Source organism: Bradyrhizobium sp. AZCC 1693, assembly GCF_036924745.1.
In the GTDB taxonomy this organism is placed as follows: domain Bacteria; phylum Pseudomonadota; class Alphaproteobacteria; order Rhizobiales; family Xanthobacteraceae; genus Bradyrhizobium.
The window spans coordinates 7,269,593-7,285,757 of sequence record NZ_JAZHSD010000001.1; the positions used below are offsets into that span (position 1 = coordinate 7,269,593).

Annotated in this window: 16 protein-coding genes; 5 read left to right on the forward strand and 11 right to left on the reverse strand. The window is 63.5% G+C overall.

Annotated elements, in window-relative coordinates; translation table 11 throughout:
* The first annotated feature begins 51 nt into the window (after positions 1–51).
* The 4 genes from V1293_RS34480 to V1293_RS34495 are packed head-to-tail and all read left to right on the forward strand — an operon-like array spanning position 52 to position 3,909.
* Positions 52–1,938, forward strand: coding sequence for an ABC transporter permease (locus tag V1293_RS34480; protein WP_334516083.1), 1,887 nt, complete (start codon positions 52–54; stop codon positions 1,936–1,938).
* Entirely contained in the window at positions 1,935–2,726 is a 792-nt protein-coding gene (locus V1293_RS34485; protein ID WP_334516084.1) for an ABC transporter ATP-binding protein, read from the forward strand. The genes V1293_RS34480 and V1293_RS34485 overlap by 4 nt, the downstream gene beginning before the upstream one ends.
* Positions 2,723–3,427: an ABC transporter ATP-binding protein gene (locus V1293_RS34490; protein ID WP_334516085.1), complete on the forward strand. Its 705-nt coding sequence runs from the start codon at positions 2,723–2,725 to the stop codon at positions 3,425–3,427. The genes V1293_RS34485 and V1293_RS34490 overlap by 4 nt, the downstream gene beginning before the upstream one ends.
* A 26-nt stretch (positions 3,428–3,453) precedes the next feature.
* Positions 3,454–3,909: a MarR family winged helix-turn-helix transcriptional regulator gene (locus V1293_RS34495; RefSeq protein WP_334516087.1), complete on the forward strand. Its 456-nt coding sequence runs from the start codon at positions 3,454–3,456 to the stop codon at positions 3,907–3,909.
* A gap of 20 nt (positions 3,910–3,929) precedes the next feature.
* Here V1293_RS34495 and V1293_RS34500 read toward each other — a convergent pair whose 3' ends face one another.
* From V1293_RS34500 to V1293_RS34520, 5 genes are all read right to left on the reverse strand, one after another.
* Positions 3,930–4,595, reverse strand: a complete 666-nt coding sequence (locus V1293_RS34500; RefSeq protein ID WP_334516089.1) for a hypothetical protein — start codon at positions 4,593–4,595, stop codon at positions 3,930–3,932.
* 2 nt (positions 4,596–4,597) lie between these two features.
* Positions 4,598–5,998 carry a selenium-binding protein SBP56-related protein gene (locus tag V1293_RS34505; protein ID WP_334516090.1) on the reverse strand — a complete coding sequence of 467 codons (1,401 nt, stop codon included), beginning with the start codon at positions 5,996–5,998 and terminating at the stop codon, positions 4,598–4,600.
* Positions 5,999–6,243: 245 nt separating this feature from the next.
* Positions 6,244–6,669, reverse strand: coding sequence for a DUF4399 domain-containing protein (locus V1293_RS34510; protein ID WP_334516092.1), 426 nt, complete (start codon positions 6,667–6,669; stop codon positions 6,244–6,246).
* Positions 6,670–6,690: 21 nt separating this feature from the next.
* Positions 6,691–8,256 carry an SUMF1/EgtB/PvdO family nonheme iron enzyme gene (locus V1293_RS34515; RefSeq protein WP_334517040.1) on the reverse strand — a complete coding sequence of 522 codons (1,566 nt, stop codon included), beginning with the start codon at positions 8,254–8,256 and terminating at the stop codon, positions 6,691–6,693.
* 229 nt (positions 8,257–8,485) lie between these two features.
* Positions 8,486–9,685 (reverse strand): amidohydrolase family protein, encoded by a 1,200-nt coding sequence (locus tag V1293_RS34520; protein ID WP_334516093.1) that lies wholly within the window; start codon positions 9,683–9,685, stop codon positions 8,486–8,488.
* Positions 9,686–9,830: 145 nt separating this feature from the next.
* On the opposite strand from V1293_RS34520, the gene V1293_RS34525 reads away from it, so the two are divergent.
* The gene (locus V1293_RS34525; protein ID WP_334516095.1) at positions 9,831–10,604 is read left to right on the forward strand and encodes a ferredoxin--NADP reductase; all 774 of its coding nucleotides are present in this window, start codon (positions 9,831–9,833) and stop codon (positions 10,602–10,604) included.
* Between the two features lie 11 nt (positions 10,605–10,615).
* On the opposite strand, the gene soxA is transcribed toward V1293_RS34525, so the two are convergent.
* Genes soxA through V1293_RS34555 form a run of 6 tightly spaced genes read right to left on the reverse strand, consistent with a single transcriptional unit; the run spans position 10,616 to position 16,158 of the window.
* Positions 10,616–11,389 (reverse strand): sulfur oxidation c-type cytochrome SoxA, encoded by a 774-nt coding sequence (gene soxA, locus V1293_RS34530; protein WP_334516097.1) that lies wholly within the window; start codon positions 11,387–11,389, stop codon positions 10,616–10,618.
* Positions 11,386–11,706, reverse strand: coding sequence for a thiosulfate oxidation carrier complex protein SoxZ (gene soxZ / locus V1293_RS34535; protein ID WP_334516099.1), 321 nt, complete (start codon positions 11,704–11,706; stop codon positions 11,386–11,388). The genes soxA and soxZ overlap by 4 nt, the downstream gene beginning before the upstream one ends.
* A complete protein-coding gene (locus V1293_RS34540) occupies positions 11,706–12,185 on the reverse strand; it encodes a SoxY-related AACIE arm protein (RefSeq protein ID WP_334516101.1) in 480 nt (159 codons plus the stop codon). The genes soxZ and V1293_RS34540 overlap by 1 nt, the downstream gene beginning before the upstream one ends.
* Positions 12,186–12,194: 9 nt before the next feature.
* A complete protein-coding gene (soxX, locus tag V1293_RS34545; protein WP_334516103.1) occupies positions 12,195–12,623 on the reverse strand; it encodes a sulfur oxidation c-type cytochrome SoxX in 429 nt (142 codons plus the stop codon).
* Between the two features lie 19 nt (positions 12,624–12,642).
* Positions 12,643–13,917, reverse strand: a complete 1,275-nt coding sequence (locus V1293_RS34550) for an NAD(P)/FAD-dependent oxidoreductase (RefSeq protein WP_334516105.1) — start codon at positions 13,915–13,917, stop codon at positions 12,643–12,645.
* A 54-nt stretch (positions 13,918–13,971) separates the two neighbouring features.
* Positions 13,972–16,158 (reverse strand): xanthine dehydrogenase family protein molybdopterin-binding subunit, encoded by a 2,187-nt coding sequence (locus V1293_RS34555; protein WP_334516107.1) that lies wholly within the window; start codon positions 16,156–16,158, stop codon positions 13,972–13,974.
* Positions 16,159–16,165: the final 7 nt, after the last annotated feature.

Genomic DNA, 16,165 nt, shown 5'->3' on the forward strand with positions numbered 1-16,165 from the left:
GAGCCCCGACGCGCCGATCTAATCTGAAGCGACCACCAACCCGGACCGCCCATGGCCTTCTACTTCGTTCAGTTCCTGACCGGTCTCGCCAGCGCGGCGTCGCTGTTTCTGGTCGCGTCGGGGCTGTCGATCATCTTCGGCGTGACGCGGATCGTGAATTTCGCTCATGGTGCGTTCTACATGCTCGGCGCCTATCTCGCGTTCACGCTGACCGAGCGCTTCTCCGGCGCGCTTGGCTTCTGGGGCGGCATCGTCGTTGCGGCGCTGGTGGTGGCCATTGTCGGCGTGCTGGTCGAGATGGTGCTGCTGCGGCGGATCTATCATGCGCCGGAATTGTTCCAGCTGCTCGCGACCTTCGGCCTCACTCTGATGGTCCAGGATATCGTGGTGCTGATCTGGGGACCGGACGATCTGCTCGGCCGCCGCGCGCCCGGCTTCAGGGGCGCGGTCGATTTCTTCGGCCAGAATATCCCAAGCTACGATCTGTTCCTGATTGCGCTTAGTCCAGTCGTGCTCGGCGTGCTCTGGCTGTTGTTCCAGCGCACGCGCTGGGGCGTGCTGGTGCGCGCCGCGACGCAGGACCGCGACATGGTGGCGGCGCTTGGCGTCAATCAGAAATGGCTGTTCACCAGCGTGTTCGCGCTCGGCGTCTTTCTCGCCGCGCTCGGCGGCGCGCTGCAGATTCCGCGCGATGCGGTGCATCACGCGCTCGACCTGCGCATCATCGTCGACGTGTTCGTGGTGGTGGTGATCGGCGGCCTCGGCAGCATCATCGGCGCTTTCGTGGCCGCTGTGCTGGTGTCAGAGCTCAACGCCTTCGGCATTCTTATTTTCCCAAAAATCTCCATCATCCTGGTGTTCCTGGTGATGGCGGTGGTGCTGATCGTGCGTCCCTGGGGCCTGTTCGGCAAGCCTGAAGCCGCCGCGCGCCGCACGCCCGGGCTGACAGTCAATCCGTGGCGGCCGCTGACCTCGGGCGAGCGGTTGATGTCGATCGGCGCGCTAGCTCTTGCGGCGATGCTGCCGTTCTTCGCCGGCAACTATGCGCTCACCGTCGGCTCCGAGATCGCGATCTTCGTGATCTTTGCCGCCAGCCTGCATTTCCTGATGTCGGTCGGCGGGCTCGCCTCGTTCGGCCACGCCGCCTATTTCGGGCTCGGCGCCTATGGCGTCGCGTTCCTCGCCAAGGCGGCGGGGCTGCCGATGATCGTCTCGCTGCTGCTGGGTCCGCTGCTGGGGCTATTCGGGGCTGCGGTATTCGGCTTCTTCGCCGTGCAACTATCGGGCGTCTATTTCGCGATGCTGACATTGGCCTTTGCGCAGATCGTCTGGTCGATCGCGTTCCAGTGGGTCACCGTGACCGGCGGCGACAACGGCATTTTGGGCGTCTGGCCGGATAAATGGGCCGCGGGCCCGCCCAGTTTTTACTGGCTGTCGCTTGCGATCGCCGCGCTTGCGGTCACGGTGTTGCGGGTGATCGTGTTCTCGCCGTTCGGCTTCGCGCTGCGCGCGACGCGGGACTCGCCGCTGCGCAGCGAAGCGATCGGCATCAACGGCAAGCGCGTGCAGTGGACGGCCTTCGTCATATCAGGGACGGTCGCAGGCATCGGCGGCGCGCTGTTCGCCTATCTTAAGGGAAGCGTCTTCCCCGACAGCCTTGGCATCTCGCTGTCCGTCGATGCGCTGGTGATGGTGCTGCTCGGCGGCGTCGAGACGGTTTCCGGTGCTGTTATCGGCGCCATCGTCTTCAAGGCGGCCAACATCTGGCTGGTCAGCCAAACCGATCTCTCAAAACTGGTGCTGGGCGGCTTCATCGTGCTGATGGTGGTGGCCTTCCCCAAGGGCATCGTCGGCACGCTGGAGACGATCAGGAATCGCCGGCGACCCTCCGAACCGAAATCCGCGCTTGCTACCTCCCGCGTCGAGGTTGCCGAATGAGCATGGTCCCCACATTGCTGTCGGTCGAGAATCTGAGCAAGTCCTATGGCGGCGTCCATGCCGTGCGCAGCGTGTCGTTCGAACTGCGCGCCGGCGAAATCCTGGCGCTGATCGGTCCCAACGGCGCCGGCAAGAGCACATGCTTCGACATGCTCAACGGCCAGAACATCCCGGACAGTGGCCGCGTCACTTTGCTCGGCGAGGATACCGTCGGCCGGAAGCCGCGCGCGATCTGGCGGCTCGGCGTCGGGCGCACGTTCCAGATCACCGCGACGTTCCCGACCATGACGGTGCGCGAGAACGTGCAGGTCGCGCTGGTGTCGTCTGGCAGGCAGTTGTTCAACCTCTGGGGCTCGACCGCAGGTTACGCGCGCGAGGAGGCGGGGCGGCTGCTCGATCTCGTCGGCATGGGCGCCTATGCCGGGCGTCCGTGCGGCGAGTTGGCTTACGGCGATCTCAAGCGGCTCGAGCTTGCGATCGCGCTCGCCAACCAACCAAAACTTCTCCTGATGGACGAGCCAACCGCGGGCATGGCGCCGCGCGAGCGGATCGAGCTGATGCGGCTCACCGCGCGCATCGCCCGCGAGCAGTCGATCGGCGTGCTCTTCACCGAGCACGACATGGACGTGGTGTTCGAACATGCCGACCGCATTCTTGTGCTCAATCGCGGCAGCCTGATCGCGGAAGGCTCGCCCGAGGAAGTTCGCGGCAATCCGCAGGTGCGCGCGATCTATCTCGGCGAAGGCCTTGTCTACGACGCACGTCACCGCGAGGGAGCCGGCGCATGAAGCTGCAGGTCGCCGATCTCAACAGTTTTTATGGCCCGGCGCATATCCTGTTCGATATCGCGCTCGAAGTCGGCGAGGGCGAGGTGGTCGCGCTGCTCGGCCGCAACGGTGCCGGCAAATCGACCACCTTCCGTTCGATCGTGGGTCTCGTCGAGAACCGTTCGGGGCGGATCGTCTTCGAAGGCAAGGACGTCTCGCGCGAGCCAACGCATGCGATCGTGCGCAGCGGGCTCGGTTATGTGCCGGAGGAGCGTCGCATCTTCACGGACCTGACGGTTGAGGAAAATCTCGAGGTCGGCCGCCAGCCGAAACGGCCCAACGCGCCGCAGTGGACGCGCGAAAAACTGTTCACGCTGTTTCCCAATCTCGGCGAAATGCGCAACCGCCCGGGCGGGCGCATGAGCGGCGGCGAGCAGCAAATGCTGACGATTGCGCGGACGCTGATGGGCAATCCGTCGCTGGTGCTGCTCGATGAACCCTCCGAAGGGCTGTCGCCAAAGATCGTCGAGCAGATGGTCGAAGCCATTCTCGCGATGAAGAGGGAAGGCGTCAGCATCGTGGTATCCGAGCAGAATCTGCATTTCGCGCGGTTGATCTCCGACCGCGCCTACATCATCGAGCGTGGCAAGATCTGCTTCGGCGGCACGATGGCGGAACTCGATGCGCGGCCGGACATCCGGGACGCGCATCTGTCGCTGTAGCCGGTGGCAAGGGAAGGGGCGGAAAAATGGGGAGGAGTGTTTCGCCGAAACGAGCGGTCAAGCCAGCGCGGCCGTCCTACATTCTCGACGAACAGATCGGCTTCATCCTGCGCCAGGTCTGGCAGCGCCACGCCACCATCTTCGCCCGCGAAATCGGAATCAATTTGACACCGACGCAATGGGCGGCGCTTGCAAAGCTGACCGAGACCGGGCCGTGCTCGCAGAACCTGCTGGGGCGGCTGACGGCGATGGACGTCGCCACCATCAAGGGCGTGATCGACCGCTTGACCGCACGCGGGCTGACCGAGACCAGCCCGGACCCTGAGGACGGCCGCCGCTTGCTGGTGAGCCTGACGCGCGCCGGCCAGCAACTGGCGGAGAAGGCCGCGCCGAACGCGCTCGCGATCAGCCGCGAGACGCTGGCGCCACTCGATGCGAACGAGCGCGAGACACTGATCGCGTTGCTCGACAAGCTGCGCTGAATGGCACGCGGCCGCGCTAGCTAGGTCAGGTTGAGCACCAATGCAACCGCGCCCACCAGAATGAGGCTGACGGCCCAGGTCGTATCCAGATTGAACCAGCTCTGCGATATGAATTTGAGGCCGAGATAGCGGTAGGCGAGCCACGCACAACATCCTCCGGCGGCGATCATCGCGGCGGCATGGACAATGGCGACCAGCACGGCCATGCCGAGATTGGCATTGATGAGCGTGCCGGCGGCCTCGTGGCCGCTGTCGAGTTCGGCTTCCCGGCAGAGCCCGAGATAGATCGGCACCAGCATCAGCGCCGCGCCATGGGCGAGCGCCACGGCGAACGACCAAAGTCCCAATTGCGCAGGCGATATCCGCGCCAAAACCCTTGGATGACGCCGGTTGGCAAGTCGGAACAGACCGAAGGCGATGACGAGGAGGCTTGCGCCGATCTGTATCGTGCGCTGCCATTCGACGACGGCAACCAATAGCGCGAAGGGCAGGATCACCAGCAGCATCGCGAGCAGATGGCCGGCCGTGAGCGGCCCAAGCGCGGCCACCAGCGCCCGCGGGCTCCTCTCCATCAATCCAGCGGAAACGGCGAGCGGCCACCCCATGCCCGGGTTGACGCCGTGGTAGAGGCCGCTCGCGATGACAGCCAGCCAGAGCCAGGCTGGCGTCCAGTCGGCTGCGCTCACATTCAAACCGACGGATAGCAGAACGAATCCGTCGAACAGTCACCGCCGTCGAGCCGGACTTGATGCGCCCGATATCCATCGGGGAAATTGACCCAGTAGTCTCTTGCCAGCTCGAGGCCGCCGTCCGGCTTCGCATTGGCCATCACCATGGCCCCGGGTACACCATCGGGATAGAACTGGTCGTCCCACGTCGAATACAGCGAGTTGGTCCAGTACACCCGCTTGCCGTCGCGGCTGATCTCGACCATCTGCGGTCCGCCCGCAAACGCCTTGCCGTTCGGGTGCGGCGTGCGGCGTGCGATGCCGCCGATGTGTACCGAGCCGGCAAGCTTCGGCTTTCTCGGCTCTCTGACATCGTACTGACGCATCTCGCCCGTGGCCCAGCAGGCGACGTACAGAAATTTGTCATCCAAGGACAAGTCGATGTCCGTTACCAGCGGCGGCACGGCGCCAAAGCCTTGCAGAAGCGGCGGCAGTTGCTCCTTCGGCGCGGGCTCGGGCGGGATCGTCGCCGTCTTCTCGATGTGAAACTTGCCGTCCTCGCGCCACCAAGTCCAGATCGAGCCTTCGAGGTTGGTGGTGTCGACCACGACGCCCAGGAAGCCGTATTCGCGAACGGGATCGTGCGCGGGACGTACTTCCAGCGCCATCTGGTGGTTGGCGCCGAGATCGATGGTCTGGACATTGCGCCGGGCGCGCAGATCCCAGAAGTGGATCCGATGGCCGTATTTGTTGGAGAGCAGATCTTCCGGCACGATGCCGTTCTCGAACTGCGGCGGCAATGCCCACTCGCTCGTCACCATGTAGTCGCGCGGCAGGTTCCACCAGAAATCATAGTGCAGCGTCTGCGGACCGCGATCGAGCTCCCACCGTCCGAGCACCTCGAACGTCTCGCAATCCATGATGAAGACGCCGGGCGGTCCATCGGTGCCGTTCTTGCCACCGCCGCCGAGCGTAGAGACGTAGATGCCTTCCGGCCCGCAATGAACCGTGTGGGGCCGCGAGTATCCGGTCTTCTTGAAGATTTCCTCCGGCTCGATGATCTTGTGTATGGCCGCCTTGGTGGGATCCGGCTTGGTATCGACGATGTAGATGCGGGATGACCGCATGCCGGGGATGATGAGATAGCGGCGCTCGAGGAAGGCGTGTCCGGTGAGCGGCGATAGCGACGATGAGCAGGCGTTCCAGCCAAAATGGTGAAACTCGTCGCCCTTGTTGGGCATCGTCACGGTGTGAACGACCTGACTGTAGCTCTGGGAATCCGGATTGACGTCGATGACCGCGAGTGCATCCGGTTTTGAAGAGTCCGGGCTGAGCAGCACGGTGTAGGCGAAGCGCTCCGGAGGAGCTTCCATGGCCAGCTTTGGCGAAGCGTGAAACGTGGGGTCGGGCCGAATGTTCATCGTACTGCCTCCCTGTTTGCCTCGATGTTCAGCAACACGGCTCGGCGGCATGCATCAGCAAGAAATACCCGGCGCGTTGAGTTCCTCTCGCGAGTGCCGCCGGCCAAGCTTTGTGCAATCGACAATACACCGCAATATCGCAGGCGAAAACAACGATGGTGCGACCGATCCGGTTGCCTGGACCACCAATCAGCCGATCACACAAAACAGGTAGTTCGAAGCGCTAATCGGCGAAGAGTTCCGCCCTATCTGACCGTGATGGTAATTTTCTGCGAGACCACGGGAGGATTGTGCGGGTAGTGTTCGGCATCCCCCAGCACGAGCTGGAGCGTATGCTTGCCGGGCGGAAGTTCGATCCGCGCTTCGGTCTGGCCCGCCCCAAAATGAAGATGTGACTTGTCCTGCGGGATCGGTTCGTTCGGATTGAGCGGCTCATTCACGTCGACCAGAAGATGATGATGGCCGCTGTTCGGGTAGGTGTCGCCAGCGTGCGTAACGCCCATGTTGCGCAGACCGAAGCGGCACCAAAATCCGCCTTTGATGGAGGCGCCGTTCTGCGGCCACACGAAATAGAGAAGGGCATCCTTGTGTGCGGGCTTTCCTTGAGCGCACGCGGCGAACGGCAGGCAAGTGAGCGCTGCTGACAGAGCGATCCACTGCATGAATTTCATGACTGCCTCTTCAACGCTCCCTTAGGGAGAAAGTGCGACGCGGAACCCATGGGTGGGATATCGAACGTTGGTGTCATAGCTTCCGCGGTTTGATGTCCGGGCATAGGTCGAGTCTTTCCTCCAGGAACCGGAACGGATGACGTGCGAGGGGCATTCGTTCTCGACCCACGCTGATCCGTCCGCGGGAGCGCCTTGATAGTTTCTGTGCCAGCAATCTTCGACCCATTGATCGACGGCGCCGCCCATATCGAAGAGTCCAAAAGGATTTGGCTTCAGGCTGCCGACCTTGACCGGCTGATCGATGGCTGGAATGTCGCTGCAGTTCTTGCAATTGACCATGCCGGGCTGAAACTGATCGCCCCACCAGTATCTGGTCTGCGTGCCGCCGCGCGCTGCATATTCCCATTCAGCTTCGCTCGGTAGTCGATACGGCTTGCGGGTGGTTTCGGCGAGCCAGGCGACGTACTGCTTTGCGTCGCTCCAGCTTACGTTTCCAACAGGCGCATCGTCCTTTCCGCTCGCCGTAAACCCGCATGCCTTTGCGGCGGCGCATGCATTCCATTCCCGCACGGAGACCGGAAATTTCCCCATCGCAAATGGCTTAACCGTTACCTGGCGGACCGGCTTTTCCGAAACGTCTTCGTTGCTGCCCATCGCGAAGCTGCCACCCCGAAGCGAAATCATCTCGGGTTCTCGAACCGGTGCAGCGGCTTGCGACGTCGGCGGAGTCTCGGGTGCGGCGGAAGACGCCGGCGGCGGTAGCGGCGCCGCCTGTTGTTGCGTTGGTGCTACGGAAGGAGAAGGTTGGGGCGCCGGCGCTCGTTGTTTCGCGGCAGGCGCAGGCGCCTTCGGCGCTTCCACCGGAGATGAAACGGGAGCCGACGCCTGATTTATCGCCTTGCGAGGCTGTGCGAACATGTACCAGAGAGTGCCGATCGCAATGGTCAGCATCGCAATGCCGAGCAAGAGCATCAGGACGCGTTCGCGCCGGTTCCGATATGCGTTAAGGGCGGAGGGGTCGGGAAGCACCCGGTAGACCCGAACGGGATCGGTGATGTTCTTGACCTTTCGATCACCGAGCGACTCGTATCCGCAAACCAGCTTATGCTTTATCTGCTCATAGATGCCGCCGGAGATATAGACTTCGCCGGGATGGGCTATGCCCTCAAGCCGCGTGGCAATATTGACGCCGTCGCCATAGACGTCGTCGGTTTCGATAATCACGTCCCCAAGATTGACGCCAATCCGATATTCGATCCAATGATGCTTGGGCAGCGATGCATTGCGGCCAACCAGATTTTGCTGGATCACGATGCTGGATCGGACGGCTTCGACCGGGCTGTCGAAAATGGCGATGAAGCCGTCGCCCGTGGTTTTAACAAGCCTGCCGTGGTGTTCTCTGATGCTGGGTTCGATGAGGTCGCGCTCGATCCGCTTGACGCGATTGTGCGTCCCTTCCTCGTCGATCTGCATCAGACGGCTGTAACCGGAGATGTCGCCTGCCACGATGGCCGCAAGGCGGCGTGGCATTGGCTCGGGCGATGGCTCACCCGTTCGGCCTGACTTGATGTCACGAATTTGGGCCATGGCTTGGATTGGCTCCCAACTGCGAATACGAATACAGTGTGAGGCAAGCAATCTTTCCAGCGCCTACACCGTACCATGGTGGCTATTCGCCGCAAGCAGCCGTGCGCGGGTTCCACGCGGTTCGTAAGGGCTAAGTGTGAGTGAGCTCACAAAAAATGAGGCCTGACCGGCAATTCGGTCGTCGCGTTTGAGGGTATAGTCGCCCGGCGCACTCGCAGGGCCAGCGGCATCAATGCCCGATGAGGATCTCCGGCACTTTCCCCGCCGGCGGCGTGTTGCGGCTGCGCTGGGTGCGGACGATGCCGTCGATGATGGTCATGCCGATGCCCGGGAGATCGCCGAGCTGCACGCTTTCCAAAATGTTCTTGCCGGGCGAGTGCTGCGCCTTGTCCATCAGGACGAAGTCTGCCGAGCGGCCGACCTCGATGATGCCGCAGTCGAGCTCGCGCATGCGGGCGGTGTTGCCGGTGGCAAGGCAGAAGGCGAGTTCGGCGGGCAGGTCGCCGAGCGACGACAGCATCGAGACCATGCGCAAAATGCCGAGCGGCTGCACGCCGGAGCCGGCCGGCGCATCGGTGCCAAGGATAACGCGGTGAAGGTCGCCCATCTCGCGCGCGGTGCGCAGCGTGAACAGCGCCGAGCGTTCGTTACCGTTGTGAACGAGCTCCAGCCCGCGCTTGCAACCCTCGCAGATGCAACGAATTTGGTCGTCGGGCAGGGCGGTGTGGCCGCCGTTGATGTGGCCGACCACGTCGGTGTCGGCTTCCAGCACCACGTCCTTGTCGATCAGGCCGGAGCCGGGGATCGACGGACCGCCGGTGTGGATCGTGCTCTGGATGCCATACTTGCGCGCCCAGCCGACCATTTTGCGCGCGGTCGGGCCGTCCTTGACGCCGCCCAGGCCGACTTCGCCGAGCAGCTTGACGCCGGCCGCCGCCAATTCCCTAAAATCGTCCTCGACCATTTCGCATTCGATCACCGGCGCGCCGGCGTGAACTTTCACGCCGCCGGGACGCAGCGTCCAGAATGCGCGCTGCGCAAAAATCGCCATCGCCTTCAACCCGACGACGTCGCGGGGGCGGCCGGGCATGTGGACTTCGCCGGCCGAGATCATGGTGGTGACGCCGCCATGGAGGTAGCTGTCGATCCAGTTGCTCTGGTTCTGCCGCGGCGTCCAGTCGCCGGCGACGGGATGGACGTGGCTGTCGATCAGGCCCGGCGCGACGGTGGTACCGTTGGCATCGACCACGGTGGTGGCGCCCTCGGTGTTGACGTCCTTGAAGCGGCCGATGGCCGTGATCTTGCCGTTCTCGGCCACGATCGTATCGCCGTCCAGGATCGGCTTTTCCAGCGCCCCCGATAGCAGCAGCCCGATATTGCGGATCACCAGCTTGCTCGGGCCGGTCGCCTGGGGTGCATCGTGGGCCATGGTTTTTCCTTTTGGTTCAATGCCTTCGCCGGACATTCTGCCCGGCTTGACGATCGGATCAAGCTGGATTATTCATTTGTATACGAACGATCGTATACGAATGATTGAGCCGGTCAATCCGGCGTGCAGGTCAGGGAACGGTGCGATGAGCAATTTCAACCAGGAAAGCGTGCTGAGCGTCCATCACTGGACCGATACGCTGTTCAGCTTCACCACCACGCGCGATCCTTCGTTCCGCTTCCGCAACGGCGAGTTCACCATGATCGGGCTGAAGGTCGGCGAAAAGCCGCTGCTCCGCGCCTACTCGGTCGCCAGCGCCAATTACGAGGACCGGCTCGAATTCTTCTCAATCAAGGTGCCGGACGGGCCGCTGACCTCGCGCCTCCAGCATCTGAAGCAGGGCGACGAGATCATCGTCAGCCGCAAGGCCACCGGTACACTGGTCATCGACAACCTCGAGGACGGCCGCAACCTCTATTTGATCGGCACGGGCACGGGCCTGGCCCCGTTTCTTTCCGTGATCAAGGATCCCGAGACCTATGAGCGGTTCGAGAAGGTGGTGCTGTTGCACGGCTGCCGCCGCGTGAAGGAACTCGCCTATGGCGAGATGATCACCGAAAAGCTGCCGAACGACGAACTGATCGGCGAATATATCCGCAATCAGCTGGTCTATTATCCGACCGTGACCCGCGATCCCTTCCGCAACCGCGGCCGCATCACCGACCTGATCAATTCAGGCAAGCTATTCGCCGATATCGGGCTGGCCTCGCTCGATCCCGCCCATGACCGCGTCATGATCTGCGGCAGCCCGGCGCTGGTGGCTGACACGCGCACGCTGCTCAACGGCAGGGGATTTGTCGAAGGCAATCACGGCGAGCCCGCGCAGTTCGTGGTCGAGAAGGCATTCGCGGAGCGTTGATCGCCGACTGCCTAAGGCCGCACCCCCGGCGCTTCCATCGCCATCCCGCGCGCCCGTGACATCAGATACAATTCCAGTTCGACCAGTTCCGGCGCGCCGTAATCGTAGGCCTGGGCCCTTATGCCTGACATACAGGCGCGCAGGCGCCGCTGCAGCGATCCGAGCGACTGCCACTCCAGCCGGTAGAGCGGGTAGCCGGTCGGGTGCGCTTGCGTGATCGCCGATCCCGCCAGCCGCTTGTCCCAGTTATCATTATGGCAGTTGGCGCAGCCGAGATTGAGCTGGCCCTGTCGCTGCATGTAGAGCTCGCGCCCTTTGGCGATAAACGGCGCAAGCTGCGGGTCGGCGCCGGTTTCGATTCGTACGCCCTGCGATTGCCGCGCGACAAAGGCGGTGAGCGCCAGCAGTTCGCGGCTCTCGAAGGGTAGCGGCGTCGCCTGCTGGTGGTTGCTGCGGCACGAATTGATGCGCTGCTCCAGATCGACGGGACGGCCGGTGGCCTTGTCGAAGGCAGGGTAGCGGGCGGCTACGCCCTTCATGCTGGTGCGCGCATCGTCGTGGCAATCGGCGCAGGCCTTGTTGGCGGCGCCTAGCTTGCGCTTCCATAAGCTTTCGCCGTCAAGCACCCAGAGCATGCCGGGATTGGCGGTATCCTCGTCCTGCATCGCTTTGGTGTCCGGCTTCATGAACTCGTAGCCGGAGCGGCGGTCGGGTGGCGGGATCTCGGCGGCGAAGGCAGAGCCAACGATCAGCAGCGCAACGGCCATGGTGCCGGCAAATCTCATTCGACGGATATCGAGGCGGACGCGGTTTCCGAAAACCCCTGATCGCCGATCCATTCGAACTCGAACTTGCCGCTCTCGGTTGCGGTGGTGAAGAAAGTAATGAAGGGGTTGGCGGCAACAGCCGGAAATAGGTCGGCGCGGAAAATCTCATTGCCGTTGAAGCGGCACGTAAGGCTCGTGATGATGTCGCGCGGAACGACTTCGCCTGAGGCTTTATGGCGATAGCCGGGTTCCATGATGTGCGACATCAGCGTCTTGATCTCGATGATGTCGCCACGCTTAGCTTTCGCTGGAACGTTGATCATTGCCGAGGCCATCAGATCACCTCCTCGGTGCAGGCCGCCAGCGTCACCACGACGTCGACGCTGGCGGACCAGAACGACCCGTCCGAGAGCTTTGCGATCGCGACGATCTTCTGGCTGTCGGCGAGACGGATGCGGGCCGAAACCTGCGCCCGGCCGTTATGCGGACCGAGATGAAAATTCGCGATGTTGGGCTGCGGATTCTTTTCGTTGAAGACGTGGATGCTGCGGACGTGATCCTCCGCCGCCATCGGATGGTTGACGCTGACCGTCATCGGTACGGTGTTGCCGTTCTCGACCAGCGGCGGGATGTCGAGCTTGACCTTGCCGGTGCGCACCGCCGCGCCGCCGGTGACGCTCTGGATCGCGGAGGCAAGCATCGCCGGCGTAGCCTCCGCGGGGCGAACAGTGACGACCGGAAGCGCGCCGAGCACGGCTGCGCCACCGGCGAGGCCGAGGAACTGGCGGCGTGATGAATTTGGCGGTTGCTGCATCGTACCTTCCTATTCACGCAGCGTCAGGAGATACGCCACGATATCCTCGATCTGTTCGGCCGACAGGATCGGCTTGCCGCGCCACGGCGTCCCGACGCGATCAAGGCCGTCCACGCGGTAATAGGACGGCATGATGGTCGCGGCATTGAGGCGGGACGCGTCCACCAGCCGGAGCCGAAGCTGGCCCTCGGACGCGCGGCTGCCGGAACCGGAAACGTCAGGCGCCAGGTCGCCCTGGAACTTCTGCTCGGGAAATGGGCCGCTGTGGCAGAGGATGCAAGTGCTGGAACGTTCGACGACGAGCGCCCGCCCGCGGGCTGCATCGCCTCGCGCATTCGTGAGCGGCTCCGGAATGGCATCGCCGACGACGGTATAAGGCTGCAGGGCCTGCGCGCCGGCCGGGCACGGCACGGCAAGCAGCAAGCCTGCAAGCAACATCCCGACATAAGCCCTCGATCTAGCCAAACGTTTCCACCGTGATCGTCTTGAACCAGTTTTCCGCACCTTCCGCCTCGCGTTGGCGCACCTCGCGCGGGGCGTTGACCGGGCTCGTCGCGCTCTCGACCTCGGCGAACTGGCCGTCCTTCGGCTGATAGACGCCTGACAGCGAGAAGGCATAGCCCGGCGCGACGGTGTTGTAGCAGGCGCCGCTCAGCCGGGGCGTCTCGGGCCCCTTGCCCGATAGCATGGCCACGATGCCAGCCGCGCAAGCATTGCCCTGCGCACGCGCGGCCGACGCCGCTTTCGGAATCTGCCCGGCGATGCAGGCGTCGCCGATAACGTGAATGTTGGGCACGAGTTTCGAGGCAAAGCTCGTGGGATCGATCGGGCACCAGCCGGTATTGTCGGCCGCCCCCGCGATCTCGGCGATGAGTCCGGCCTTTTGCGGCGGGATCACGCTCGCGACATCGGCGACATAATTGCCGAAGTCGGTGATGATGGTGTTGGTCGCGGGATCGACCGAGGTCACCCGTCCGCCTTGCGAGAGCGCGATCCGCTCGATCATGCCGGGATAGAGCTCCTTCCACGCGGCCTCGAACAGCTTTTGCTGCGAAAAACCGTCCTTGGCATCGAGGATCAGGACCTTCGAACGCGGTTTTCGCGTTTTCAGATAGTGCGCGATGAGGCTGGCGCGCTCGTAGGGCGCAGGTGGACAGCGCAGCGGCGCCGCAGGGACTGCGATCACGATCGTGCCGCCATCCTGCATGGCTTCGATCTGCGTGCGCAGCAGCGTCGTCTGTTCGCCGGCCTTCCAGGCATGGGGCATTTTGGCGGAGGCAGCTTCGTCATAGCCGGGCAGGGCATCAAACCGCAGGTCGATGCCGGGCGACAGCACGAGGCGGTCATAGGTAAGCGAATGGCCATCGGCCAGCGCGATGGTGCGCGCCTGCGGATCGACCTTCGCGGCGGCCTGCGGAATGACGGTCACGCCGCCTGCGGCGATCCTGTCATAGCTGAATTGCTGGGCCGGCAAATCCCGCATGCCCGCGATCACCTCGTTACTGAACGGGCAGGCGGTAAAGGTTTGATTTGGCTCGATCAAGCTCACTTGAAGGTTTGGATCGAGCTGTCGCAGCGCTCGCGCGCAGCTCGCACCGCCGAACCCGCCGCCGATCACGACGATATGCGCCGTCGCTTGCGCGAACGATGGGCATGGCAATGCCGCAGCCGCGACGGACGCGGCGACACCGCGTGCGACATCTCTGCGCGTCAGCGGGCGCGTGGCATCCATGGGAACAATCCGGGAGTGGGAGCGGCGGCTGGTTTCAGCCGCCGCCCGCTATTGTCAGGCAAACGTGATGTTCTGGTCCTTCAGCGGCACCGAACGAATCCGCTTGCCGGTTGCCGCAAAGTAGGCGTTGAGCACCGCAGGTGCGGCGACGCCGATGGTCGGCTCGCCGACGCCGCCCCAGAAGCCGCCGCTCGGCACCATGACGCATTCCACCTTCGGCATCGCGGCAATCCGCATGGAATCGTAGGTATCGAAGTTGGTCTGCTCGATCTTGCCGTCCTTCACCGTACAGCCGCCATAGAACAGGGCGGACAGGCCGTAGACAAAAGAGCCCGCGATCTGCCGCTCGACCTGCGCCGGATTGACGACGTAGCCGGGATCGGTCGAGGCGACGATGCGGTGCACCTTGATCTTGCTGCCCTCGGTGACGGAGATTTCCGCCGCACCCGCGACATAGCTGCCATATCCCATCACCTGCGCAATCCCGCGATAGACGCCCTGCGGCGCGGGCTTGCCCCAGCCGATCTTGTCGGCCACGGCATTGAGCACGGCGAGATGCTTCGGATGCTTGCTCATCAGCTTGCGGCGGAATTCCACCGGATCCTGGCCCACCGAATGCGCCAGTTCGTCCATGAAGCATTCGAGATAGATCGCGTTGTGATTGACGTTGACGCCGCGCCAGAAGCCGGGCGGGACATGCGGGTTGCGCATGGCATGCTCGACCAGGAGATTCGGCACCGAATAGCCGATCGCCGCTTCGCCAGTAGCGTTGAGCCCCTGGAACGCCGCCGGGTCTTTGCCGTTTTCTAGCGCCGCCGGGCGCACCGAGAACAGGATCGACTGTCCCGACAATCTCACATGCAGCGCGGTGAGATTGTTGTCGGCATCCAAGGCGCCGGTCAGCTTGCACTGCGTGACCGGATGGTATTTCCCGTGCAGCATGTCCTCTTCGCGCGACCACAATAGCTTGACCGGCGTGCCCGGCATCTGCTTGGCGATCAGCACCGCCTGCCGGACGTAATCGGTCATGCCGCGGCGGCCGAAGCCACCGCCGAGCATCAGCTTGTGCACCTCGCATTTTTCGGCCGGCAATCCCGACGCTTCGAGCGTGGCGGCAAATGCCGCTTCGCCGTTCTGCGTGCCGCACCAGACCTCGCATTTGTCCGCGGTGTAGAGCGCGGTCGCGTTGAGCGGCTCCATCGTGACGTGGTTCTGGTAGGGATAGTTGTAGACCGCCTCGATCTTCTTGGCGGCGCTCGCAATCGCGGCCTTGGCGTCACCATTCTGGTTGCCGATGTAAGCCGGCTGCGCATTGTCGAGGCCTTCGGCCAGCCACTTTGCGATCGACTCGCTGGAGACTTTGGCGTTCTCGCCTTCGTCCCAGACGATCGGCAGCGCATCGAGCGCGGTCTTGGCGTGCCACCAGGTGTCGGCGACGACAGCGACTGCCATATCGCCGACCTTCACCACCTTCTTCACGCCTTTCATGCTGGCGATCTTGGCTTCGTCAAAACTCTTCAGCTTGCCGCCGAAGACGGGACAATCCTTGATCGCGGCGTTGAGCATGCCGGGCAGCTTGACGTCGGCGCCATAGATCATCGCACCCGTTGTCTTGTCGACGGTGTCGAGCCGCTTGACGCCCTTGCCGGCGATCTTCCAGTCCTTGGGATCTTTCAGCTTGACGTCTGCCGGCGGCTCGAGCTTCGCCGCGGCTTCCACCACCTTGCCGTAGGTCGTGGTCTTGCCCGACGGCGTATGGGTGATGACGCTGTTGGAAGCGGTGCATTCCGAGGCCGGCACCTTCCATTCGTTCGCGGCGGCCTGCACCAGCATGACGCGCGCCGTAGCGCCGCCTTTGCGGACATAATCCTGGCTGGAACGGATGCCGCGGCTGCCGCCGGTCGAGAAATCGCCCCAGGCGCGCTTGCGTGCGACACTTTGACCCGGTGTCGGATATTCGGTGACGACCTTCGACCAGTCGCATTCCAGCTCTTCGGCGACGAGCTGGGCGAGGCCGGTGAGGGAGCCCTGTCCCATCTCCGAGCGGGCGATACGGATCACGACGGTATCGTCGGGGCGGATCACCACCCAGGCATTGACCTCGGGCGAGCCGTCGGCGGCGCGCACCACGGTCGGTCCGCCGAAAGGAAGATCGAGGCCGATAGCGAGGCCGGCGCCGGCGGCAGCCGTGCCGATCACGAAGGCGCGGCGATTGAGTTTGGGCATAACGTGCTGGTTCATGGCGTTC